The sequence below is a fragment of the Micromonospora sp. R311 genome (genome assembly GCF_056780015.1).
In genome coordinates, this window is sequence record NZ_JBSWCE010000016.1 from 127,072 (window position 1) to 149,311 (window position 22,240).

The 22,240-nt window shown below is 73.0% G+C and carries 23 protein-coding genes; 16 read left to right on the plus strand and 7 right to left on the minus strand.

The annotated features are described in order from the left end of the window. Positions 1-2 precede the first annotated feature (2 nt). Positions 3-1,403 (minus strand): alpha,alpha-trehalose-phosphate synthase (UDP-forming), encoded by a 1,401-nt coding sequence (locus AC1WTP_RS15875; RefSeq protein WP_447137799.1) that lies wholly within the window; start codon positions 1,401-1,403, stop codon positions 3-5. 316 nt (positions 1,404-1,719) lie between these two features. Here AC1WTP_RS15875 and ettA point away from each other — a divergent pair, with 316 nt between their 5' ends. From ettA to AC1WTP_RS15895, 4 genes are all read left to right on the plus strand, one after another. Further along, a complete protein-coding gene (gene ettA / locus AC1WTP_RS15880) occupies positions 1,720-3,396 on the plus strand; it encodes an energy-dependent translational throttle protein EttA (RefSeq protein WP_481650015.1) in 1,677 nt (558 codons plus the stop codon). Positions 3,397-3,398: 2 nt separating this feature from the next. After that, positions 3,399-3,845 (plus strand): acyl-CoA thioesterase, encoded by a 447-nt coding sequence (locus tag AC1WTP_RS15885; protein ID WP_481650016.1) that lies wholly within the window; start codon positions 3,399-3,401, stop codon positions 3,843-3,845. Next, positions 3,842-4,558: a DUF8185 domain-containing protein gene (locus tag AC1WTP_RS15890; protein ID WP_481650017.1), complete on the plus strand. Its 717-nt coding sequence runs from the start codon at positions 3,842-3,844 to the stop codon at positions 4,556-4,558. Before AC1WTP_RS15885 ends, AC1WTP_RS15890 begins: the two co-directional genes overlap by 4 nt. Before the next feature lie 131 nt (positions 4,559-4,689). Further along, a complete protein-coding gene (locus AC1WTP_RS15895; protein WP_481650018.1) occupies positions 4,690-5,274 on the plus strand; it encodes a type III secretion system chaperone family protein in 585 nt (194 codons plus the stop codon). Between the two features lie 58 nt (positions 5,275-5,332). On the opposite strand, the gene AC1WTP_RS15900 is transcribed toward AC1WTP_RS15895, so the two are convergent. The 3 genes from AC1WTP_RS15900 to AC1WTP_RS15910 form a co-directional block, all read right to left on the minus strand. Continuing rightward, positions 5,333-5,767, minus strand: coding sequence for a globin (locus tag AC1WTP_RS15900; RefSeq protein ID WP_481650053.1), 435 nt, complete (start codon positions 5,765-5,767; stop codon positions 5,333-5,335). Positions 5,768-5,827: 60 nt separating this feature from the next. Further along, positions 5,828-7,204 (minus strand): MFS transporter, encoded by a 1,377-nt coding sequence (locus tag AC1WTP_RS15905; protein ID WP_481650019.1) that lies wholly within the window; start codon positions 7,202-7,204, stop codon positions 5,828-5,830. A 232-nt stretch (positions 7,205-7,436) separates the two neighbouring features. Then, positions 7,437-8,486 (minus strand): mechanosensitive ion channel family protein, encoded by a 1,050-nt coding sequence (locus AC1WTP_RS15910; protein WP_481650020.1) that lies wholly within the window; start codon positions 8,484-8,486, stop codon positions 7,437-7,439. Positions 8,487-8,773: 287 nt separating this feature from the next. Between AC1WTP_RS15910 and AC1WTP_RS15915 the strand changes: the two genes are divergently transcribed. Then, the gene (locus AC1WTP_RS15915) at positions 8,774-9,307 is read left to right on the plus strand and encodes an HNH endonuclease (RefSeq protein ID WP_088997445.1); all 534 of its coding nucleotides are present in this window, start codon (positions 8,774-8,776) and stop codon (positions 9,305-9,307) included. Positions 9,308-9,314: 7 nt separating this feature from the next. Here AC1WTP_RS15915 and AC1WTP_RS15920 read toward each other — a convergent pair whose 3' ends face one another. From AC1WTP_RS15920 to AC1WTP_RS15930, 3 genes are all read right to left on the minus strand, one after another. Continuing rightward, the gene (locus tag AC1WTP_RS15920; RefSeq protein ID WP_481650021.1) at positions 9,315-10,151 is read right to left on the minus strand and encodes a class F sortase; all 837 of its coding nucleotides are present in this window, start codon (positions 10,149-10,151) and stop codon (positions 9,315-9,317) included. A gap of 12 nt (positions 10,152-10,163) precedes the next feature. Next, entirely contained in the window at positions 10,164-10,703 is a 540-nt protein-coding gene (locus tag AC1WTP_RS15925) for a hypothetical protein (RefSeq protein WP_481650022.1), read from the minus strand. Positions 10,704-10,789: 86 nt separating this feature from the next. Continuing rightward, entirely contained in the window at positions 10,790-11,257 is a 468-nt protein-coding gene (locus AC1WTP_RS15930; RefSeq protein WP_481650023.1) for an Lrp/AsnC family transcriptional regulator, read from the minus strand. A 146-nt stretch (positions 11,258-11,403) separates the two neighbouring features. Between AC1WTP_RS15930 and AC1WTP_RS15935 the strand changes: the two genes are divergently transcribed. The 11 genes from AC1WTP_RS15935 (at position 11,404) to AC1WTP_RS15985 (ending at position 22,216) form a co-directional block, all read left to right on the plus strand. Further along, positions 11,404-12,306 carry a tryptophan 2,3-dioxygenase gene (locus AC1WTP_RS15935; protein ID WP_481650024.1) on the plus strand — a complete coding sequence of 301 codons (903 nt, stop codon included), beginning with the start codon at positions 11,404-11,406 and terminating at the stop codon, positions 12,304-12,306. A 15-nt stretch (positions 12,307-12,321) separates the two neighbouring features. Then, positions 12,322-13,635 (plus strand): kynureninase, encoded by a 1,314-nt coding sequence (gene kynU / locus AC1WTP_RS15940; RefSeq protein WP_481650025.1) that lies wholly within the window; start codon positions 12,322-12,324, stop codon positions 13,633-13,635. A gap of 61 nt (positions 13,636-13,696) precedes the next feature. After that, positions 13,697-15,031, plus strand: coding sequence for an FAD-dependent oxidoreductase (locus tag AC1WTP_RS15945; RefSeq protein WP_481650026.1), 1,335 nt, complete (start codon positions 13,697-13,699; stop codon positions 15,029-15,031). 26 nt (positions 15,032-15,057) lie between these two features. Continuing rightward, entirely contained in the window at positions 15,058-16,539 is a 1,482-nt protein-coding gene (locus AC1WTP_RS15950) for a 2-hydroxymuconic semialdehyde dehydrogenase (protein ID WP_481650054.1), read from the plus strand. A gap of 76 nt (positions 16,540-16,615) precedes the next feature. After that, positions 16,616-17,413, plus strand: a complete 798-nt coding sequence (locus tag AC1WTP_RS15955) for a 2-keto-4-pentenoate hydratase (RefSeq protein ID WP_481650027.1) — start codon at positions 16,616-16,618, stop codon at positions 17,411-17,413. Further along, positions 17,410-18,351: an acetaldehyde dehydrogenase (acetylating) gene (locus tag AC1WTP_RS15960; protein WP_481650028.1), complete on the plus strand. Its 942-nt coding sequence runs from the start codon at positions 17,410-17,412 to the stop codon at positions 18,349-18,351. Before AC1WTP_RS15955 ends, AC1WTP_RS15960 begins: the two co-directional genes overlap by 4 nt. A gap of 53 nt (positions 18,352-18,404) precedes the next feature. Then, a complete protein-coding gene (gene dmpG / locus AC1WTP_RS15965; protein WP_481650029.1) occupies positions 18,405-19,469 on the plus strand; it encodes a 4-hydroxy-2-oxovalerate aldolase in 1,065 nt (354 codons plus the stop codon). Further along, a complete protein-coding gene (locus AC1WTP_RS15970) occupies positions 19,466-20,239 on the plus strand; it encodes a 2-keto-4-pentenoate hydratase (RefSeq protein ID WP_481650030.1) in 774 nt (257 codons plus the stop codon). Before dmpG ends, AC1WTP_RS15970 begins: the two co-directional genes overlap by 4 nt. After that, entirely contained in the window at positions 20,236-20,667 is a 432-nt protein-coding gene (locus AC1WTP_RS15975) for a RidA family protein (protein ID WP_481650031.1), read from the plus strand. Before AC1WTP_RS15970 ends, AC1WTP_RS15975 begins: the two co-directional genes overlap by 4 nt. Next, complete coding sequence (locus AC1WTP_RS15980) at positions 20,664-21,188, plus strand: 3-hydroxyanthranilate 3,4-dioxygenase (protein WP_481650032.1); 525 nt, start codon at positions 20,664-20,666, stop codon at positions 21,186-21,188. Before AC1WTP_RS15975 ends, AC1WTP_RS15980 begins: the two co-directional genes overlap by 4 nt. Then, positions 21,188-22,216, plus strand: a complete 1,029-nt coding sequence (locus AC1WTP_RS15985; protein WP_481650033.1) for an amidohydrolase family protein — start codon at positions 21,188-21,190, stop codon at positions 22,214-22,216. The genes AC1WTP_RS15980 and AC1WTP_RS15985 overlap by 1 nt, the downstream gene beginning before the upstream one ends. Positions 22,217-22,240 lie beyond the last annotated feature (24 nt).

Consider the following 22,240-nt stretch of genomic DNA (forward strand, 5'->3'; position numbering starts at 1 on the left):
GTTCACGCGGCCTCCGCCTGCGGCACACCGAGCTCGGTGAGGAACGACTTGGCCCAGTGACCCACGTCGTGGGTGCGTAGATGGCGTTGCATTGTCCGCATGCGGCGGCGGGCCTCCGGCTTCTCGACGTGCACGGCCCGCAGCAGGGCGTCCTTGACCGCGTCGGGGTCGTGCGGGTTGCACAGAAACGCCTGGCGCAGCTCGGTGGCGGCGCCGGCGAACTCACTGAGCACGAGCGCGCCACCCTGGTCGGCGCGCGATGCGACGTACTCCTTGGCCACCAGATTCATTCCGTCTCGCAGCGGGGTCACCATCATGACGTCGGCAGCGGCGTACATCGCGGCCAGCTCAGTGCGACTGTACGACTGATGCAGATAATGCACCGCCGGCACGCCGACCCTGCCGAATTCACCATTAATCCGACCGACTTCGCGCTCGACCTTGACCCGAAGTGCCTGGTAGTGCTCGACCCGCTCGCGGCTCGGGGTGGCCACCTGCACCATGACGGCGTCCGGGACTGTCAACTTTCCGTCAGCCAGCAGCTCGCGGAAGGCCTTGAGCCGCAACTCGATGCCCTTGGTGTAGTCGAGCCGGTCGACGCCCAGGATGATCGTCTTCGGGTTGCCCAGCTCCTCGCGGATCTCCTTGGCCCGGGCCTGGATCGCCGGGTCGGCGGCCAGCCGCTCCATCTCTTGGGTGTCGATGGAGATCGGGAAGGCGCCGGCCTTCACCTGCCGCCCGTCCACCTGGATCATCTGCCCCTCGTACCGGAGCCCGAGCAGGTGCCGGGCCAGCCGGACGAAGTTCTGCGCGGCCAGCCGCTGCTGGAAGCCGACCAGGTCGGCGCCGAGCAGGCCGCGCAGGATCTCGGTGCGGAACGGCATCTGCATGAACAGCTCGATCGGCGGGAACGGGATGTGCAGGAAGAAGCCGATCCGCAGGTCCGGGCGGAGTTCGCGGAGCATGGCCGGGACCAGCTGGAGCTGGTAGTCCTGCACCCAGACCGTGGCGCCCTCGGCCGCCACGTCCGCCGCGGCCTCCGCGAACCGGGCGTTGACCAGCCGGTACGCCTCCCGCCAGCGGCGCTTGTAGGCCGGCGTCTCCACCGCGTCGTGGTAGAGCGGCCAGATCGTCGCGTTGGACTGCCCCTCGTAGTAGCGCTCGAGCTCCTCGGCGCTCAGCGGCACCGGGTGCAGCCGGATCCCCTCCAGGTCGAACGGCTCGGGCGCGGCCCCGGTGCCGCCGGCCCAGCCGACCCAGGTGCCCTGGTGCTCGGCGAGCACGGGGTGCAGGGCGGTGACCAGCCCACCAGGGCTGCGTCGCCACTGCCGTCCCTCGGGTGTGCTCACCTCGTCGACCGGCAAGCGGTTCGCCACTACGACAAAGGAGCTGCGGACGGTCACGTTCGGCCACCTCCGGGTGCTGACGGGTCAACCGCGATGAGCGTACTGAGCGTAGCTGCGGCGTCTGGTGCCCCGTGCCGGAGTTCCCTACCCGTCCCACGCCCGCCGAACCCTGCTGGTGATCTTGCCAACAGGCAGGCTGCCGGCGCGACGCGGGTACCCAGCGGGCGGGGTGATGTGGGCGTTGCGACGCGTACCTGTCAGGATTGACGACGGCGTGCGTGCGGCCGGCCCCGGCCGGCGGCCGCGGGTGGACGACCAGCCCGCGCCCTCGCCCGCCGGCTCCCAGTCGCAACCTACGGAGGTAGCCCGCACCGTGGCCCAGTTCATCTACGTCCTGGAAAAGGCGCGCAAGGCGCACGGCGACAAGGTCGTGCTCGACAACGTGACGCTGAACTTCCTGCCGGGGGCCAAGATCGGTGTGGTCGGTCCGAACGGCGCCGGCAAGTCCAGCCTCCTCAAGATCATGGCAGGCTGGGACCAGCCGAGCAACGGCGAGGCCCGGCTCATGCCCGGCTACACCGTGGGCATGCTGGCCCAGGAGCCGCCGCTGAACGACGCCAAGACCGTCCTCGGCAACGTCGAGGAGGCGGTCGCCGAGATCAAGGCCAAGCTGGAGCGGTTCAACAAGATCGCCGAGCAGATGGCGACCGACTACTCCGACGAGCTGATGGAGGAGATGGGCAAGCTCCAGGAGGAGCTGGACAACGCCGACGCCTGGGACATCGACTCCAAGCTCGAGCTGGCCATGGACGCGCTGCGCTGCCCGCCGCCGGACGCCGACGTCACCAAGCTCTCCGGTGGTGAGCGCCGCCGGGTGGCCCTGTGCAAGCTGCTGCTGGAGGCGCCCGACCTGCTGCTGCTCGACGAGCCCACCAACCACCTGGACGCGGAGAGCGTGCAGTGGCTGGAGCAGCACCTGGCCAAGTACGCCGGCACCGTCATCGCCATCACCCACGACCGGTACTTCCTCGACAACGTGGCCGGCTGGATCCTCGAGCTGGACCGCGGCCGGGCCATCGGCTACGAGGGCAACTACTCCACCTACCTGGAGAAGAAGGCCGCCCGGATGGCGGTCGAGGGTCGCCGCGACGCCAAGATGAAGAAGCGCCTCGACGATGAGCTGGAGTGGGTCCGCTCCAACGCCAAGGCCCGGCAGACCAAGTCCAAGGCCCGGCTCGAACGGTACGAGGAGATGGCCACCGCGGCGGAGAACACCCGCAAGCTGGACTTCGAGGAGATCCAGATCCCGCCGGGCCCGCGCCTGGGCAACACGGTCATCGAGGCGCAGCACCTCACCAAGGCCTTCGGCGACCGGGTGCTGATCGACGATCTCAGCTTCTCGCTGCCGCGCAACGGCATCGTCGGCGTGATCGGGCCGAACGGTGTCGGCAAGACCACCCTCTTCAAGACCATCGTGGGCCTGGAGGAGCCGACCACCGGCTCGGTCCGGGTCGGCGAGACCGTCTCGCTGTCGTACGTCGACCAGAGCCGGGCGGGCCTGGCCGGTGACAAGACGGTCTGGGAGACCGTCTCCGACGGGCTGGACCACCTCCTGGTGGGCAAGGTCGAGATGCCGTCCCGGGCGTACATCGCGGCGTTCGGGTTCAAGGGCCCGGACCAGCAGAAGCCGACCAAGGTGCTCTCCGGTGGCGAGCGCAACCGGCTCAACCTCGCGCTGACGCTGAAGATCGGCGGCAACGTGATCCTGCTGGACGAGCCGACCAACGATCTCGACGTGGAGACCCTCGGCAGCCTGGAGAACGCGCTGCTGGAGTTCCCCGGCTGCGCCGTGGTCATCTCGCACGACCGGATGTTCCTCGACCGGGTCGCCACCCACATCCTGGCCTGGGAAGGCGACGACCAGAACCCGGCGAAGTGGTTCTGGTTCGAGGGCAACTTCGAGGCGTACGAGAAGAACAAGATCGACCGGCTCGGCGCCGAGGCCGCCCGGCCGCACCGGGTGACCTACCGCAAGCTGACCCGCGACTGACCGTGGCGGACCGGTTCGTCTACCACTGCACCCTGCGCTGGTCCGACCTGGACGCGTACGGCCACGTCAACAACTCGCGCTTCCTCACCCTGTACGAGGAGGCCCGGGTGGCGTTGATGTTCGCCGGCGGCCGGGCGTGGGGCGTGGGCTCGTTCGCCGACGGCGTGGTGATCCGCCGGCACGAGGTCGACTACCTGCGCCCGGTCGACTACGCGCTCGGCCGGGCCAGCGCGGAGGCGGCCCCCACCGTCCGGATCGAGCTCTGGGTGGAGGAGATCCGGGCCGCCTCCTTCACCGTCGCCTACGAGCTGTACGACGGCGACGTGCTGGCCAGCCGGGCCCGCTCGGTGCTGGTCCCGTTCGACCTCGACCGGCAGATGCCGCGGCGGGTCACCGTCGAGGAGCGCGAGTTCCTGCTGGCGTACACCCCGCGGGGCGGGGCGGCGTGAGCGCGGCGGGCGGCCCGTCGGTCGACGCCGGCCGGCACGGCATCGCCGACGTCACCGACGCGGGCGCCTTCCTCGCCCGGCTGGTCCGGCTGGACCGGGCCGCCCTGGTCCGGCTCCGGCCGGCCGGTCCGCCGGGGCGTACCGCCCTCTGGGCCCGCCTGCCGTGGGGCGTGCTGGTGGTGCGCACGGTGGCCGGCGCGGCGCCGGGGGACGTCACGGTCGGCGCGGACGACCTGCTGGCGGCGCTCACCGCGGGGCGGGCGGAGCTGCCGGCGCGGCGCGACGCGCAGTGGCGGTGGCCGCTGCCGCCGGCGGCGAGCCGCCGGGTGGAGACGCTGCCGGGCGGTGAGCTGCGCCGGATCGCCGAGGCGGCGGCGGGCACGCTGCGCAGCGCCACGGCGCACGGGGTGGCCGGCCGCGCGGTGGGGCAGCGGGCGCTGCGCGACGCGCTGCTCGACCACGTGCCGGTGGTGGTGACCCCGGACGACCCGCCGGGGGAACCGGTGGAGGTGACCCAGCGCCTCGTCCAGGGGTTGGTCCGGATGGGCTTCCTGGGGGCTCCAGGGGGCGGTTCCGGGGCCCCGGAGGGCGACGACGTCCAGGTGCGGACGACCGGACGTTGGGTCGGTCTGGTGGGGCCTTACGGAGCGACCTGGTCGCAGACGGCCACCGATCTTGCCGTACGGCCCTCCGGTGGTCATCCAAACGGATGACCCATGGTCATTCTTCTGGCTTGGGGCTGCCGTTGGGGGGATGCTTCAACCCGGCTGTCCGGGTACCGTCCATCCTCGGATCCAACGCACCGTAGGCGGCTGGATCCGCTGGGGAGTGAGGTGCGCGAGCGATGCCGTGGTGGTCATGGCGCCCCGGTCCCGCCAACGGCGGCGATCCGGAAACTCGAAGCGGGATCACAGTGGAAGGCAGCGTCCGGGTCGGACCACCGACCCCCCGGCAGCCGGAGGACGACTCCCCGGCCGTCGACCGACCCCCGATCCCGGAGATGCGGGCCACCGTCGAGCCGGTCACCCTGGGCCGGGTCTGCGAGGCGCTCGACCTGCTCGACGTCCGCTACCTGGCCGACGGTGACGGCAACCTGCTGGCCATGTGGGAGCGGCACGCGGTGCTGGTCACCCTCGAGGGGCCGGAGGACGAGATCCTGGTGATGCGGGCGCGTCCACACGCGACCGTCCCGCCGGACTGGGCCGACCGGGCCTACCGGGTGGTCAACGAGTGGAACCACACGCGCCGGTTCTGCAAGGCCTACGTCGGTGACCCCACCGAACGCGGCCAGTTGCCGATCTACGCCGAACTGCAGGTGCCGTTCGGCGCCGGGACGCACGACGCGCTCCTGGTCGAGATGCTCGACTGCGGCGCCGCGGTGGCCACCAGCTTCGTCGACTGGCTGCACGACGAGGGCGCCCTGCTCTGAGCCGTCCCGTCGACGGCCCGGCCCGCCGCGGCGTCCACCGGTCGCGGCCGGGTACCTGCTACGGCGTCCCGGCGGCCGGGTCGTCCATCACGTTGACCATGAAGTAGGCCGCCCGCTCCAGGTAGTCCCAGAGCGCGGTGGCGATCTCCGGCGGCAGGTCGAGGCGGTCGACCGCGCGGCGCATGTGGCGCAGCCACGCGTCCCGCTCGGCCGCCCCGATCCGGAACGGCGCGTGCCGCATCCGCAGCCGCGGGTGCCCCCGCTGGGCGGAGTAGGTGTTCGGGCCGCCCCAGTACTGCATCAGGAACAGCGTCAGCCGGTCCGCCGCCGGGCCCAGGTCCTCCTCGGGGTACATCGGGCGCAGCAGCGGGTCGGCGGCCACCCCGGCGTAGAACTCGTCGACCAGTTTGCGGAAGGTGGGCTCACCGCCGACCGCCTCGAAGAGGGTCACCGACGGCCGGGGGCGGCCGGACTCAGCAGCGGGGTTCACCATTCCATCCTGCCAGGTGCGCACGGGCGCGACCGCGGGGAGGGACCGGGGTGCGGGTGTAAGTCAGGTCACCGCGTGCCGTGACCGGCCCGGCTCGCCCGGCCGGCCACCGACCGGGCCGTCCTGCGCCGGCGGCCGATTTCCGGCCTCCTCCTCGGCCCGGCCGGCTCGTTCCGCCGCGGTGACCGCCGCGTCGACCGTCGCCCGGCTCGGCCAGCGCAGCGCCGCGAGGGCCATCAGCAGGACGCCCGCCGCGCTCCACCAGCCGACCACCGCCGGAATCGGGAACCGTTCGGCGAGCAGCCCGGTGACCAGCACCGCGAGCCCCTGGATCACCTGCACCCCGCTGGCCATCACGCCGAAGGCCCGGGCCCGGAAACCGCTGGGCAGGGCGCGCACGAACAACCCGTTGGCCATCGGCAGCATGCCGGCCACCGCGAACCCGCAGGCCCCGGCGAGCAGGGCCACCACCGCCGGCGGCGGGTCGAACAGGGCGGGCACCAGCACCGCCGGAGCGAGCACCGCGAGCGGCCGCATCAGGGCCAGCCGACGGGCCGGCCCGAACGCCCGCCCGACCACCAGCCCGCCGAGGATGAAGCCGACCGGGTTGGCGGCCATGATGACGGCCTGCGCGACGCCGGTGTCCATCCCGTCGCCGCTGTGCTCGGTCGCCCAGGCCGCGGCCAGCCCCTCGGGCACGATGGAGAAGAGCATCGCGCTGAACACCAGCACGGCGATGGCCCGCAGCACCGGGGTGCCGAACACGATCTGGAAGCCCTGAGCGGTCTCCCGGAGCAGGTGGCTGCGGTGGGCGGCGGTCATCGCGGGCGGCCGGTCGGAGAGGCCGAAGCGTACCAGCGCGGCCGAGACGGCGAACGTCGCCGCGTTGATCAGCAGGGCGACGGCCGGGTTGAAGGCCGCCACCGCCGCGCCGACGAGATAGCCGACGACCTGCGCGGCCTGGCCGACGCTGGCGTTCAGCGACAGCCCGAGGACCAGCTTGTCGCCGGTCAGCACCAGCGGCATCAGCGCGGACTTCGCGGCCTGACTCGGCGGGTTGGCCAGGGTGGCGGCGAAGAGCAGGACCAGGATCACGTTGACGTGCACGCCCGGGATGGCGATGACCGCCATCAGCGCCATCCGGATGAGGTCGCAGGCGACCATCACCTGCCGGTAGCGGTGCCGTTCGGCGAGCGTGGACAGCAGCGGGCCGCCGACCAGCCAGGGCAGGTAGCTGATTGCGAACGCGACGGCGGAGAGGGCCACCGACCTGGTCTCCTGGTAGACCAGGAGGGTGACGGCCGCCTTGGCGATGTAGTCACCGACCCAGGAGAGCGCGCTGGCCGCGAAGACCGCCCGATATTCCCGTTGGGCGAACACCTCGTGGAAGGTGGCCGGCCCTTCCGGGGAGGGTCGCTCGTCGGACACCGTCGCCTCCATCGTTTCCCGGCGGAACCGCTCGTGGCGTACGCGCCTGGAAACCGTCGTCAGATGTACGGATCAGCGAGGACGTGATCGCGTTCCGGCGGGGAACGCGTGTCCCGGATTCTGCCCGATCGTCTGACAACTGGCTAGGGCGAACGGCTTGATCGTCGCATCCCCGACTGAACGAACGGACGATACCCGAGGGGCCGGCCGGCCCGCGACCCCTGCCGCCCGGCCATCGTTGCGCTCAGGTGGCACCGCCCTGGCCGGTCTCGCCCGGGGCCCGGGTGGGCATCCCCGGGTAGAGCCGCGCCGCCGCGATCTGGGCGGTGATCCCCGAGTTCTCCAGCGCCTCGGCCAACCGGCGACGCAGCTCCCGACCGACCGCGAACTGCCCGTCCGCGGTGGTCTTGACCACGGTGCGGATCACCGCGCCCTCCACCGTCATCTGTTCGACGCCGAGCACCTCGGGCGCCTCCACGATCTCCGGCGACAGTTCCGGGTCCATCGCGACCGACGCGGCCGCCGTCCGCAGCACCGCGGTGGCCTCCTCCGTGCCGGCGAAGCCGATCGGCAGGTCGACCACGACCAGGGCCCAGCCCTGGCTCTTGTTGCCGACCCGGACGATCTCGCCGTTGCGGATGTACCAGAGCACCCCGCGACCGTCCCGCACGGTGGTGACCCGCAGCCCGACCGCCTCCACCATCCCGGTGGCCTCGCCCAGGTCCACCGTGTCGCCGACGCCGTACTGGTCCTCGATGAGCATGAACAGGCCGGCGATCAGGTCCTTGACCAGGCTCTGCGCGCCGAAGCCGAGCGCCACCCCGGCGATGCCGGCGCTGGCCAGCAGGGGGGCCAGGTCGAAGCTGAACTCCTTGAGCACCATCAGCAGCGCGATGCCGAAGATGAACGCCGTGGCGAGGCTGCGCAGCACCGACCCGATCGCCTCGGCGCGCTGGCGCCGCCGTTCCGGGACGAACTCGCCCGGCTCGGCCGCGGCGGTGGGGATCCGCTCCCGCAGCGGCCGGAGCATGGTGGGCACCCCGGCGGCCGTGGTGGTCCGCACCAGCCGGCGGATCGTCCGGTGCACCAGCCACCGGGCGGCGACCGCCAGCAGCAGGATCAGCAGGATCCGCAGCGGCTTGAGCAGGATCCAGTAACTGCCCTCGGCGAACCACACCGAGTTGGTGATCTCCCAGGCCGCCTTGCAGAGCGCCTCCTCCAGGCACTCCGGGCTCGGCGACGGGTCCGGGGTCGGTGGGGCGGGCGCGGCCAGGATCAGGCTGACGGAACTCACGCTGTCTTCGTACCGCACCCCGGGCGTCCGGCTCCCGCCGACCCACCGCCGGGTGACCGCTCCCGCCGGGACGGCCGCCTGGGCAGGTACGGAACCGGTCATCTCGGCAGGTGCGGAAAAAGCTTCACCAGGTACCCCGGATTAGTACGTGCAATCCCGGGTCCGATCAGGGACTATTGGCGCAACGGACGTCGGTGATCCGGCCGGCGTCGGCCGTGGTGAGCGCTGTGCCCGATCCCGGTCGACGGTCATGAGGCGGGGGCCGCTGAACCGGGAGGGTGAGCGCGATGCCTGACATACGACCCACGGTGGGCTCCGGCGCGCTGGTCCTCAACGCCACCTACGAGCCGCTGTGTGTCGTGTCCGTACGTCGTGCCGCCATCCTCGTGCTCTCCGCAAAGGCAGTCTGCGTCGCCGACGGCGACGGCATCCTGCACAGCGCCCGCAACGCGCTGCCGGTGCCCTCGGTCGTCCGGCTCACCCGGTTCGTCCGGGTCCCCTACCGCACCCACGTCGGGCTGTCCCGGCGGGCGATCTTCGCCCGGGACGGCTGGCGCTGCGCGTACTGCCGGGGGCCGGCGGAGACCATCGACCACGTCTTCCCGCGCAGCCGGGGCGGCCGGCACGCCTGGGAGAACGTGGTGGCGGCGTGCGCCAAGTGCAACCACACCAAGGGCGACAAGACCCCGGCCGAGCTGGGCTGGCGGCTGCACGCGCTGCCGGCGGCCCCGAAGGGCGTGGCCTGGCGGGTGCTGGGGCACCGGGCGCCCGATCCGCGCTGGGCCGACTGGCTCGACCTGCGCGAGCCCGAGGCCGCCTGAGCCCCGCTCACGGGGTGCGGGCCCGCACCAGGGTGGCGAAGACCACCACGTTGTCGGCGTAGCCGGTCGCCCCGCCGACCCAGCGCCCGCCACAGGTGATCAGGCGCAGGTTGGGGCGGCTGAAGTCGCCGTAGACCTCGTCCACCGGCAACCGCTCCTTGTCGAACCGCTCCACCGAGTTCACCTCGAAGACCGCGACCGAGCCGTCCTCGCGGCTGACCTCCACCGGGTCCCCGGCGCGCAACTCCCGCAACTGGTGGAACACCGCCGGCCCGGTGCTGGTGTCGACGTGCCCGACGATGACCGCCGGCCCGTACTGGCCGGGGGTCGGGCCCTGGTCGTACCATCCGGCCTCCTGCGCCCGGGCCGCGTCCGGCACGGCGATGCTGCCGTCCGGGGCGATCCCCACGTTGTGCACGGGCGCCGCCAGGTCGATCGGTTGGCTGCTGATGCCGACCGGCCGGCTGGCGGCCAGCACCGGGAACTTCTTCGGCGGTGGCCGCAGCCCCGCGGTGAACCGGTCGGGCAGGACGTGGATCCCGGTGACCCGCTCCACCCCGAGCATCGCGATGATCAGCACCATCAGGGCGCCGATCACCAGCACCGGCAGCCCGGGTCCGGAGTCGGCCAGCCGGCGACCGGGGGCCCAGCGGTGCCGCGGCCGGGGCGGCAGCGGACGGGCGGCCGGGTCGGGCGTGGCCACGCTGGCCGTGAAGGCCTGCCCGGCCACCCGGCGCAGCCGGCCGGTGGCGGCCACCACCACCCGGCGGGACGCCCGCAGCGCCCGCCGGGCGGCCGCCCGGCGCGGATCCGGTCGCGGGGTACGCGCGCGAGAACCGGCCATGGCGGCGGGGGGTCAGGATCCGGCCCCGGTCCGACGACGGTTCCCGAACAGCCCGAAGGCGACCACGACGGCGACCGCGGCGACGCCGCCGACCAGCAGCAGCGAACCGGTGCCCCGGCCGCCGGCGGTGCCGCCGCCCCCGGTCGCCGGCCCCTTGGTGGGCTGTTCCATGTCGAGCACGGTCAGCGTGGTGGTCGCGGTGTTGTTGTTCTGGCAGCGCAGGTTGACCGGATACTCACCGGGCTCCTTGCCGTTCGGAACGGTCGCCTTGCCGGTCAGGAAGCCGTTGTCCGGCCGGAGCACCACCCGGCCGAACGCGTCCGACTGCACCTCGGCCTGCCGGTTGTTGCCGTCGTCGCAGCTGGCCCGGATGTTCACCCGGCTGCCCGCCTGCACGCTGTTCGGCGTCACCTCGACGAAGGCGTTCTCGCCCGCCCGGGCCGGCGCCGCGCCGACCAGGACGAAAGCCCCGATCAGGAGGCACACCCCGAACAGCCGGATGATGGTCGACGGGGCGCAGAGCACGCCTCCGTACGGTCGCAGACCCCGCATGATCCTCCCTCCCGGCACCGGTGTACCGGTCCTGCTGGGGCGACCCGGCGTGCTTTCCCCCTGCGTCCGGCGCTAACCCGCAACGGTCAGCGGCGGCGGGCGGTGGGGCCGTCGAAGGGTGGCAGCGGGGTGACCGGATGCCAGTCCAGCGGGGTGGAGAGCACCATGGTGCTGGACGGCTGGCCGTACGGGGCGAGCCGGTCGATCACCGCCTCGAACTCGTCGATCGAGCCGGCCGCGACCTTGAGCATGCTGCACGCGTCGCCGGTGATCCGGTGGATCTCCAGGATCTCCGGCCAGCCGGCGACCTCGGGGTCGCGCAGGATGCAGCGGGCGCCGTAGCAGGACATCCGGATCAGCGCGACCGCGGTGCGCCCGGCCCTGGTCAGGTCGACGTGCGCGTGGTAGCCGGTGATGACGCCGGACTCCTCCAGCCGGCGGACCCGCTCGGCGACCGCGGGCGGGGAGAGGTGCACCCGCCGGGACAGCTCGCTGAAGGAGAGCCGCGCGTCGGCCTGCAGTTCGCGCAGCAGCGCCCAGTCCATGTCGTCCACGAGGAAACCTTACGTTCTCCAACCGGAAGCCCCGAAGCGCCTTCGGCGCGGCAGGTCACCGCCGCACAGCGCCGTTGAACAGGCATTCCGTCCGCCGCCGCGACCGGGAGATCATGTCGCCACCCGGCTGGAGGAGGAGACGACAGGTGAAGCAGACGGAGCTGCGGGCGCCCACGCCGGCCGCGGTGGTGCGTCCCGCCACCCCGCAGCAGCGGGCGGCCCGGGCGGAGCGCAACGGTGGCAAGCCGACGCTGGAGTTCGCCGAGCGGGTGCCGTACGACGCCTACACCCGGGCCAGCACCCTGCACCGGTTGCAGCAGCCGCTCAGCGACGACCCGGGCGAGATGTCCTTCCTGGTGGTCAGCCAGATCATGGAGCTGTACTTCAAGCTCACCTGCCACGAGCTGCGGGAGACCCAGCGGCTGCTGCGGGCCGACCGGGTGTGGGACGCGCTGGCCCCGCTGCGCCGGGCCGCCCTGCACCTGGAGGGGCTGAACGCCGCCTGGAAGGGGCTGCGCTGGATGACCCCGGCCGACTTCAACCGGTTCCGCAACCTGCTCGGCGAGGGCTCCGGCTTCCAGTCGGCGATGTACCGGCACCTGGAGTTCCTGCTCGGGCTCCGCGACCCGGCGCTGATCCGGCCGTTCCGCCGGCAGACCGAGGTCCACGCCGAGCTCACCGCCACCCTGGCCGCGCCGAGCGTCTGGGACGACGTGCTCGCCCTGCTCGCCCGGCACGGCCACGACCTGCCGGCCGAGCTGCTGGCGCGGGACGTGGCCGTCGAGCACGAGCCGCACCCGGCCGTGGAGGCCGCCTGGGTGCGGATCTACGCCGACGCCGGGCCGGAGAACCACCTGCGGCTGCTGGGCGAGGCGCTGACCGAGGTGGCCGAGCAGTTCGGCGACTGGCGGCAGCACCACGTCAAGGCGGTGCAGCGGACAATGGGCGCCAAGGTCGGCAGCGGCGGCTCCGCCGGTCTGGCGTGGTTGCAGCGCAGCATGGCCCGGGTGGTCTTCCCCGAGCTGTGGTCGGCCCGGACCGCGATGTAAACCGGAGGACCAGAGATGACCACCCCCACGTCCGACGCCGAGGCGCCGCGCTCCGTCTCCGGCGAAGCCGAGGCGCGCCGGCTCGACGCCGCCGACCCCGGGCACCGCCACCTGTTCCACGTGCCACCGGCCGACGGCGGCCGCTACCCGGAGGCCGCGTACCTGGCCGGCAACTCGCTGGGCCTGCAACCCCGGGCCACCGGTGACGAGCTCCTCGCCGACCTGGCCGCCTGGCGTCGGCTCGGCGTGGAGGGCCACCTGGAGGCGGAGCGGCCCTGGCTGCCGTACCACGAGCTGCTCACCGGCCCCGCCGCGCGACTCGTCGGCGCCCGTCCGGCGGAGACCGTGGTGATGAACTCGCTGACGGTGAACCTGCACCTGCTGATGGTCAGCTTCTACCGGCCGGCCGGCGCGCGGAACCGGATCGTCATCGAGGACAGCGCCTTCCCCTCGGACAGCTACGCCGTGCGCAGCCAGGCCCGCTTCCACGGGCTCGACCCGGACGAGGCGGTGGTCCGGCTCACGCCGCGCCCCGGCGAGGACACCCTGCGCACCGAGGACGTGACGGCCTACCTGGCCGCCGAGGGGGACCGGGTGGCGCTGGTGCTGCTCGGCGGGGTCAACTACCTCACCGGCGAGCTGATGGACATCCCGGCGATCACCGCCGCCGGCCGGGCCGCCGGGGCGGTGGTCGGCTGGGACCTGGCGCACGCCGCCGGCAACGTGCCGCTGGCCCTGCACGACTGGGACGTCGACTTCGCCGCGTGGTGCTCGTACAAGTACCTCAACGCGGGGCCCGGCGCGCTGGCCGGCGTCTTCGTCCACGAGCGGCACCTCGGCGACCCCGACCTGCCGCGCTTCGAGGGCTGGTGGAGCACCGACGCGGCGACCCGGTTCGAGATGACCCCGGTCTCCCGGCCACCGGCCACCGTGGAGGCCTGGCAGATCTCCAACCCGCCGATCTTCGCGATGGGCCCGGTGCGGACCTCGCTGGAGATCTTCGACGCCGTCGGCATGCCGGCCCTGCGCGAGCGCAGCGTCCGGCTCACCGGCCACCTGGAGCGGCTGCTCGACGAGGTGACCGCGAACCGGCCGCTGACCGTGGTCACCCCGCGCGACCCGGAACGTCGCGGCTGCCAACTGTCGGTGCGGATCGGCGCGGGCAGCGCGGCCGAGCTGACCAAGCGGCTGCGGCACGAGCACGGTGTGATCGCCGATGCCCGGGAGCCGGACGTCGTCCGGTTCGCACCGGTGCCGCTCTACTCCACGTACCACGACTGCTGGCGGGTCGCCGAGGCGCTGGCCGCGACCGTCGGGGAGGTCCGGTGAGCGCGAGGAGTGAGCCGGGGTTGCGAGCCCCGCAGTCGCGAACGAAAGATAGGCGCTGCTCATGAACCCGGAGCGGGACGAGATCGCGGTGGTCGGCGCCGGCCTCGCCGGCTGCCTGCTGGCCTGTTTCCTGGCCCGGCGCGGCTACCGGGTGGCGCTCTACGAGCGGCGGCCCGACCCGCGCACCGGGCAGGTCGAGCGGGGGCGCTCGATCAACCTGGCGCTCTCCGAGCGCGGCCTGGACGCGTTGCGCCGGATCGGGCTGGCCGGGCAGGTGATGGCGGACGCGCTGCCGATGCGCGGCCGCATGATCCACCCGGTCGGCGGCGAGCCGCAGTTCCAGTCGTACAGCGCGGCCGGCGATCTGGCGATCAACTCGATCAGCCGGGGCGCGCTGAACAACGCCCTGCTGGACGCCGCCACGGCGCTGCCCGGGGTGCGGATCGCCTTCGACCACCGGCTGGTCGGGCTCGACCCGGCCAGCGGCGAGATGGCCTTCGAGACGCCGCGGGGCAGGGCGACGGCGGGCGCGGCGGTCGTGCTCGGCACCGACGGCGCCGGCTCGGCGGTACGCGGGCAGCTGCTCCGCCACGGCCTGCTCACCGAGAGCCTCGACTTCCTCGACTACGGCTACAAGGAGCTGACCATCCCGCCGCTGGGCGGGGACTTCGCGCTCGACCCGGCGGCGCTGCACATCTGGCCGCGCGGCACCTCGATGATGATCGCGCTGCCCAACCCGGACCGGTCGTTCACCTGCACGCTCTTCTGGCCCACCCACGGCACCGCGAGCTTCGCCTCGCTGGGCAGCCCGGCGGCGATCGAGCGGCACTTCGCCCTGCACTACCCGGACCTGCCGCCGCTGGCGCCGAACCTGGTCGACGACTACCAGCACAACCCGGTCGGCGTGCTCGGCACGGTGCGCTGCACCCCGTGGCAGGTGGGCGGCAAGGTCGGCCTGCTCGGCGACGCGGCGCACGCCATCGTGCCGTTCTACGGCCAGGGCGCGAACTGCGCGTTCGAGGACGTGGTGGAGCTGGACCGCTGCCTCGACGAGTGCGCCGACGACTGGGCGGCGGCGCTGCCGCTGTTCCAGGAACGCCGGCAGGGCAACGCCGAGGCGATCGCCCGGATGGCGCTGGCCAACTTCGTGGAGATGCGGGACAAGGTCGCCTCGCCGGTGTTCCAGCTGCGGCGCCGGGTGGAGCACGCACTGGAACGGGCGCTGCCCGGCCGGTACGTTTCGCAGTACGAGCTGGTCTCGTTCTCCACCACTCCGTACGCGGAGGTGCGGCGGCGGGTGCGCCGGCAGCACCGGGTGCTGGGTGCGGTGGCCGCGGGTGCGGTGGCGGCGCTGGTGGGTGCGGTCGGTGCCGCGGTCAGCCGAGGGAGGCGCTGATGTCGACGGTCTGGGATCCCCGGCTGATGACCGGCCACGCGCCGGACGGGCCGGGCCTGCTGCGCAACTTCGTCGGCGGCGAGTTCGTCGCGGCCGGGAAGACCTTCACCAAGGCCAGCCCGGTGACCGGCGAACCGGTCTTCGAGGTGGCCGAGGCGGACGCGTCCACCGTGGACGACGCGGTGGCCGCGGCCCGGGCGGCGCTGCGCGGGCCGTGGGGCCGGACGGGCGAGCGGGAGCGGGCCGAGGTGCTGCGCCGGGTCGCCGACGAGCTGGAACGCCGCTTCGACGACCTGGTCACCGCCGAGGTGGCCGACACCGGCAAGGCCATCTCGCAGGCCCGCACCCTGGACATCCCCCGCGGGGCGGCGAACTTCCGCGCCTTCGCCGAGATCGTGGCGACCGCGCCGACCGAGTCGTTCACCACGGTCACCCCGACCGGTGGCCGGGCGCTGAACTACGCCGTCCGCAAGCCGGTCGGCGTGGTCGCCGTGATCGTGCCGTGGAACCTGCCGCTGCTGCTGCTCACCTGGAAGGTCGCCCCGGCGCTCGCCTGCGGCAACGCGGTGGTGGTGAAGCCGAGCGAGGAGACCCCGGCCTCGGCGACGCTGCTCGCCGAGGTGATGGCCGCGGCCGGGGTGCCGGCCGGGGTGTTCAACCTGGTGCACGGCTTCGGCCCCGACTCGGCCGGCGAGTTCCTCACCCGGCACCCGGACGTCGACGCGATCACCTTCACCGGCGAGTCGGCGACCGGCGGCGCCATCATGCGGGCCGCCGCCGACGGGGTGAAGGCGGTCTCCTTCGAGCTGGGCGGCAAGAACGCCGGGCTGGTCTTCGCCGACGCCGACCTGGACGCGGCGGTGGCCGGCTCGGTCCGGTCCAGCTTCACCAACGGCGGCCAGGTCTGTCTCTGCACCGAGCGCATCTACGTGCAGCGGCCGGTCTTCGCCGAGTTCACCGAGCGGCTGGCGAAGCGGGCCGGCGAGCTGGCGTACGGGTGGCCGGCCGACGAGGCCACGGTGAACATGCCGCTCATCTCCCGGCAGCACCGGGCGAAGGTGCTCGGCCACTACGACCTGGCCCGGGCCGAGGGCGCGCAGGTGCTCGCCGGGGGCGGGACGCCGCGCTTCGGCGACGCCCGCGACGGTGGGGCGTACGTGCAGCCGACGGTGCTCACCGGGCTGGGCCCGGACGCCCGGACCAACCGCGAGGAGATCTTCGGCCCGGTGGTGCACGTGGCCCCGTTCGACGCCGAGGACGAGGCGTACGCGCTGGCCAACGGCACCGAGTACGGCCTGGCCGCGACGGTGTGGACCCGGGACGTCGGCCGGGCGCACCGGGCCGGCGCCCGGCTGGACGCCGGCATCGTCTGGGTCAACACCTGGTTCCTGCGCGATCTGCGCACCCCGTTCGGCGGGGTGAAGGCGTCCGGCATCGGGCGCGAGGGCGGCATGCACTCGCTGGACTTCTACTCCGAACTCACCAACGTCTGCGTGGATCTGACATGAGCGAGCGCAGCGAGCGAATCATCAGGCGCAGTGCGGTGGAGCCTCATGTCGGCTCCGAGCGGAGCGAGGAGCCGACATGAGGGATTACGAAGCCGCGGCCCGGGAACTGGTCGAGGCGCGGGAGAGCGGCAAGCCCTGCCCGCCGCTGCGCGGGCGGCTGCTGCCCGAGGGGGACGTCACCTCCGCGTACGTCGTGCAGCAGCTCCAGGTGCGGCAGTGGCTGCAGCGCGGCCACCGGCGGGTGGGCGCGAAGATCGGGCTGACCTCCCGGGCGGTGCAGGAGAGCTTCGGCGTCTACCAGCCCGACTTCGGGGTGCTGCTGGACAGCATGGCGGTGCCCGACGGGGCCGAGGTCGGCCTGGACCGGCTGCTGCAACCCCGGGTGGAGGCGGAGGTCGCGTTCGTGCTCGGCGCCGACCTGCCGGACGAACGGGTCACCACCGCCGACCTGACCCGCGCGGTCGACCACCTGCTGCCGGCGATCGAGATCGTCGACTCCCGGGTCGCCGGCTGGGACATCTCCATCGTGGACACCGTCGCCGACAACGCCTCCAGCGGGCTGTTCGTGCTCGGCACCACGCCGCGCCGGCTCGCCGACGTCGACCTGCGGCTCTGCGGGATGGTGCTGGAGCACGCGGGGGAGCCGGTCTCGGTCGGCGCCGGGGCGGCCTGCCTGGGCAACCCGCTGCACGCGCTGGAGTGGCTGGCGCGGACGATGGCCCGCTCCGGCGACCCGCTGCGCGCCGGTGACGTGGTGCTCTCCGGGGCGCTCGGCCCGATGGTGCCGGTCACCCCGGGCGCCGCGTACGAGGCCCGGATCTCCGGCCTCGGTTCGGTCCGGACCTGTTTCTCATCGGTGGAGGGGGCGGCATGACCGTCGGGGTGGCGGTGATCGGGTCCGGCAACATCGGCACCGATCTGATGATCAAGGTGCTCCGGCTCTCGGAGTCGCTGCGGATGGTGGCGATGGCCGGCATCGACCCCGGGTCGGACGGCCTGGCCCGGGCCCGGCGGCTCGGCGTGGCCACCACCGCCGACGGCGTGGACGGCCTGGTGGCGATGCCCGAGTTCGCCGACGTCGAACTGGTCTTCGACGCCACCTCGGCCGGCGCGCACCGGCACAACCACACGGTGCTGCGGGCGCACGGCCGGACCGTGGTCGACCTGACCCCGGCCGCCATCGGCCCGTACGTGGTGCCGCCGGTCAACCTGGACGAGCACCTGCACGAGGGATGCGTCAACATGGTCACCTGCGGCGGGCAGGCCACCGTGCCGATCGTCGCCGCGGTCGGCCGGGTCACCCCGGTGGTGTACGGGGAGATCGTCGCCTCGATCGCCTCGAAGTCGGCCGGCCCGGGCACCCGGGCCAACATCGACGAGTTCACCGAGACCACCGCCCGGGCGATCGAGGTGGTCGGCGGCGCCGAGCGGGGCAAGGCGATCATCGTGCTGAACCCGGCCGATCCGCCGCTGCTGATGCGGGACACCGTCTACTGCCTCTGCGCGGACGCCGACGCCGACCGCGCCGCGATCGCGGCCTCGGTGGCGCGGATGGTGGCGACCGTGCAGGAGTACGTCCCGGGCTACCGGCTCAAGCAGGACGTGCAGTTCGACCGGGTGGACAGCTACGTGCCCGCGCTGGGCCGGCGGCTGACCGGGTTGCAGGTATCGGTCTTCCTGGAGGTCTCCGGGGCCGGGCACTACCTCCCGGCGTACGCCGGGAACCTGGACATCATGACCTCGGCCGCGCTGCGCACCGCCGAGCGGCTGGTGGCCCTGCGGGCCGCGCGCCCGACGGAGGTGACCGCGTGAGCGCGAGAAGTGCAGCGGAGCGGAGCCCCGCGATCGCGAACAACGAGGATCCCGTGACCGACCTGTACATCCAGGACGTGACGCTGCGCGACGGCATGCACGCCATCGCCCACCGCTACACCGTCGAGCAGGTCCGCACCATCGCCGCGGCGCTGGACGCGGCCGGGGTGGCCGCCATCGAGGTGGCGCACGGCGACGGGCTCGCCGGTTCCAGCGTCAACTACGGCCACGGCGCGGCCAGCGACGCCGAGTGGATCGCCGCCGCCGCCGAGGTGCTGACCACCGCGAAGCTCACCACCCTGCTGCTGCCCGGCATCGGCACCATCGCCGACCTGAAGGCGGCGCAGGCGCTCGGGGTGACCAGCGTGCGGATCGCCACCCACTGCACCGAGGCGGACATCTCGGCCCAGCACATCTCCTGGGCCCGGGAGAACGGCATGGACGTCTCCGGCTTCCTGATGATGTCGCACATGAACGACCCGGCCGGGCTGGCCGCGCAGGCCAGGCTGATGGAGTCGTACGGCGCGCACTGCGTCTACGTCACCGACTCCGGCGGGCGGCTGCTGATGTCCGACGTGGCCGAGCGGGTCGACGCGTACCGGCAGGTGCTGGCGCCGGAGACGCAGATCGGCATCCACGCGCACCACAACCTCTCGCTGGGGGTGGCCAACAGCGTGGTGGCGGTCGAGCACGGCCGGATCCTGGGTGACGGGCCGCCGGGCTCGCCGTCCGGGCGGACCGTCCGGGTGGACGCCTCGCTGGCCGGGCAGGGCGCCGGGGCCGGCAACGCCCCGCTGGAGGTCTTCGTCGCGGTCGCCGAGCTGCACGGCTGGAAGCACGGCTGCGACGTGTTCGCGCTGATGGACGCGGCCGACGACCTGGTCCGCCCGTTGCAGGACCGGCCGGTGCAGGTCGACCGGGAGACGCTCTCGCTGGGGTACGCCGGGGTCTACTCCAGCTTCCTGCGGCACGCCGAGCGCGCCTCGGCGAAGTACGGCGTGGACGTCCGGTCGATCCTCGTCGAGCTGGGCCGGCGCCGGATGGTGGGCGGCCAGGAGGACATGATCGTGGACGTGGCGCTGGACCTGGCCGGCCGCCGCGAGGAGGGGACGGCATGATCGGGCCGGACACCGCGGGGATCGCCGAGCGGCTGGGCGTGGCGGCCGACACCGCCACCGCCATCCCCCAGCTCGCCGCCGAGACCGGGTTGGACGTCGACGCCGCGTACGCGGTGCAGACCGTGCTGCTGCAACGCCGGATCGACCGGGGCGAGCGGCTGGTCGGGCTGAAGATGGGCCTGACCAGCAAGGCGAAGATGGCCCAGGTCGGTGTGGACGAGGTGATCTGGGGCCGGCTGACCGACGTGATGCGGGTGCCCGACGGCGGCACCGTCGACCCGACCGACCACATCCACCCGCGGGTCGAGCCGGAGGTGGCGTTCCTGCTGGACCGGCTGCCCCGGCCGGGCGAGCCGGTCGGCGAGTTCCGCGACGCGGTCCGCGCGGTCGCACCGGCCATCGAGCTGATCGACTCCCGGTACGCCAACTTCACCTTCTCGCTGCCGGACGTGATCGCCGACAACACCTCGGCCGCCGCGTTCGTGCTCGGCCCGTGGTCCCCGGTGCCGGACGGGCTGGACAATCTCGGCGTGCTGCTGGAGGTCGACGGCCGGGTGGCGCAGGTCGGCTCCACCGCGGCCATCCTCGGCGACCCGCGCCGGGCGTTGGACGAGGGGATCCGGCTGGCCGGCCGGCACGGGGTGCGGATGCGCTCCGGGTGGGTCTTCCTGGCCGGCGCCGCCACCGCCGCCGTGCCGCTCCGCCCGGGCGCCCATGTCCGGGCGGTCGTCGAGAAGCTCGGCACGGCCTCGCTGCGGGCGGCGTCGTGAGCGCGCCCCGGGCCCGGGTGGTTGCCGGCAAGGCCGTCCCCCGGGGTGCCTTCCCGCACGTCAAGGTGGCGGGTGGGTTCGTCTTCGTCTCCGGTACGTCGTCCCGGCGGCCGGACAACAGCCTCGCCGGTGTCGAGGTGGACGAGTTCGGCACCACCGACCTCGACATCCGGGTGCAGACCCGAGCGGTGATCGAGAACATCCGGGACCTGCTGCGGTCGGTGGGCGCCGACCTGTCCGACCTCGTGCAGGTGACCAGCTACCTGGTCAACATGAACGACTTCGGCGGCTACAACGAGGTGTGGGCGGAGTTCTTCGACGTCACCGGGCCGACCCGCACCACCGTCGCCGTGCACCAGTTGCCGCACCCGCACCTGCTCATCGAGATGCAAGCCGTGGCCCTGCTCCCCTCAGGAGGTCAGTCGTGAGCGAGATCGCCGAACCGTTCAGCTTTCCCGGATGGATCGCGGAGAACCAGCACCTGCTCAAGCCGCCGGTGGGCAACAAGGAGATGTTCCCCGGCGGTGACGACTTCATCGTGATGGTGGTCGGCGGGCCCAACCAGCGCACCGACTTCCACGTCGACCCGTACGAGGAGTTCTTCTACCAGGTCAAGGGCAACATGCACATCAACCTGATGACCCCGGAGGGGCCGCGTACGGTGCACGTGCGCGAGGGCCAGATGTGGATGCTGCCACGCAACACCCCGCACTCGCCGCAGCGGCCGGAGGCCGGCTCGATCGGCGTGGTGGTGGAGCGCGTCCGCGAGGAGGGCACCCTGGAGAAGTTCCAGTGGTACTGCCCCGAGTGCGGGTACAAGGTGCACGAGGTGGAGTTGCAGGTGCGCGACATCGCCGCCGACCTGCCCCCGGTGTTCCAGGCCTTCTACGCCGACGAGAACGCGCGGACCTGCGACAACTGCGGCGCGCTGCATCCGGGCAAGGGCTGATGGCCGATCCTGCCGAGGATCGGCCGTCGCGGGTGCCGGTGGTGGACGTGCACACGCACGTCGTACCGAAGGGGTGGCCGGACCTCGGCGCCGCGTGCGGCGGGTCCGGCTGGCCCTGGCTGCGGGTCGACTCGGAGCGCGCCGCCATGATCATGGTGGGCGAGACGGAGTTCCGGCCGATCGGCGCGTCCTGCTGGGACGCGCCGACCCGGCTGGCGGACATGGCCGCCGACGGCGTCGACCTCCAGGTGGTCTCGCCCACCCCGGTCTTCTTCAGCTACGACCGCCCGGCCGACCAGGCGGCCAAGGTGGCCCGGATCTTCAACGACCTCACCCTGGAGGTGACCGCGGCCGGTGGCGGGCGCTTGGTGCCGTTCTGCCAGGTCCCGTTGCAGGACCCGGAGGCCGCCTGCGCCGAACTGGACCGCTGCCTCGCCGCCGGGCACGCCGGCGTCGAGATCGGCAACCACGTCGGCGACCGGGACCTCGACGACGGCGGCATCGTCGAGTTCCTCACCCACTGCGCCCGGGTGGGCGCGCCGGTCTTCGTCCACCCGTGGGACATGCCCGGCGGCCCACGGTTGGACCGGTGGATGGCCCGCTGGCTCACCGGCATGCCGGCCGAGACCCACCTGTCGGTGCTGGCGCTGATCCTCGGCGGCGTCTTCGACAGGGTGCCGGAGACGCTGCGGATCTGCTTCGCGCATGGCGGCGGCAGCTTCCCGTTCTGGCTGGGCCGGGCCGACAACGCCTGGCACCGCCGGGGCGACCTGGTCCGGGGCGCGTCGACCGCCCCGCCCAGCGGCTACCTCGACCGGTTCAGCGTGGACTCGGTGGTCTTCGAGCCGGCCGCGCTCCGGCTGCTGGTCGACACCATGGGGGAGGACCGGGTGCTGCTCGGCAGCGACTACCCCTACCCGCTGGGCGAGCGCCCGGTCGGCCAGGTGGTCCACCGGGCCGATTTCCTCACTCCCGAGCAACGGCGGAAGCTGCTCTCCGGGAACGCGCTGCGCTTCCTGCGCGGCTGACCGGGCCGGAGTGGTCCCGCCGAT

Excerpts from the sequence above, each read along its gene's own strand:
- kynU (WP_481650025.1), top strand. The coding sequence starts at position 12,322 with ATGACCACCCCCACGTCCGACGCCGAGGCGCCGCGCTCCGTCTCCGGC.
- AC1WTP_RS15960 (WP_481650028.1), top strand. The coding sequence starts at position 17,410 with ATGACCGTCGGGGTGGCGGTGATCGGGTCCGGCAACATCGGCACCGAT.
- AC1WTP_RS15950 (WP_481650054.1), top strand. The coding sequence starts at position 15,058 with ATGACCGGCCACGCGCCGGACGGGCCGGGCCTGCTGCGCAACTTCGTC.
- AC1WTP_RS15985 (WP_481650033.1), top strand. The coding sequence starts at position 21,188 with ATGGCCGATCCTGCCGAGGATCGGCCGTCGCGGGTGCCGGTGGTGGAC.
- AC1WTP_RS15970 (WP_481650030.1), top strand. The coding sequence starts at position 19,466 with ATGATCGGGCCGGACACCGCGGGGATCGCCGAGCGGCTGGGCGTGGCG.
- AC1WTP_RS15945 (WP_481650026.1), top strand. The coding sequence starts at position 13,697 with ATGAACCCGGAGCGGGACGAGATCGCGGTGGTCGGCGCCGGCCTCGCC.
- AC1WTP_RS15915 (WP_088997445.1), top strand. The coding sequence starts at position 8,774 with ATGCCTGACATACGACCCACGGTGGGCTCCGGCGCGCTGGTCCTCAAC.
- AC1WTP_RS15955 (WP_481650027.1), top strand. The coding sequence starts at position 16,616 with ATGAGGGATTACGAAGCCGCGGCCCGGGAACTGGTCGAGGCGCGGGAG.
- AC1WTP_RS15900 (WP_481650053.1), bottom strand. The coding sequence starts at position 5,767 with ATGGTGAACCCCGCTGCTGAGTCCGGCCGCCCCCGGCCGTCGGTGACC.
- AC1WTP_RS15895 (WP_481650018.1), top strand. The coding sequence starts at position 4,690 with ATGCCGTGGTGGTCATGGCGCCCCGGTCCCGCCAACGGCGGCGATCCG.
- AC1WTP_RS15925 (WP_481650022.1), bottom strand. The coding sequence starts at position 10,703 with ATGCGGGGTCTGCGACCGTACGGAGGCGTGCTCTGCGCCCCGTCGACC.
- AC1WTP_RS15905 (WP_481650019.1), bottom strand. The coding sequence starts at position 7,204 with ATGGAGGCGACGGTGTCCGACGAGCGACCCTCCCCGGAAGGGCCGGCC.
- AC1WTP_RS15920 (WP_481650021.1), bottom strand. The coding sequence starts at position 10,151 with ATGGCCGGTTCTCGCGCGCGTACCCCGCGACCGGATCCGCGCCGGGCG.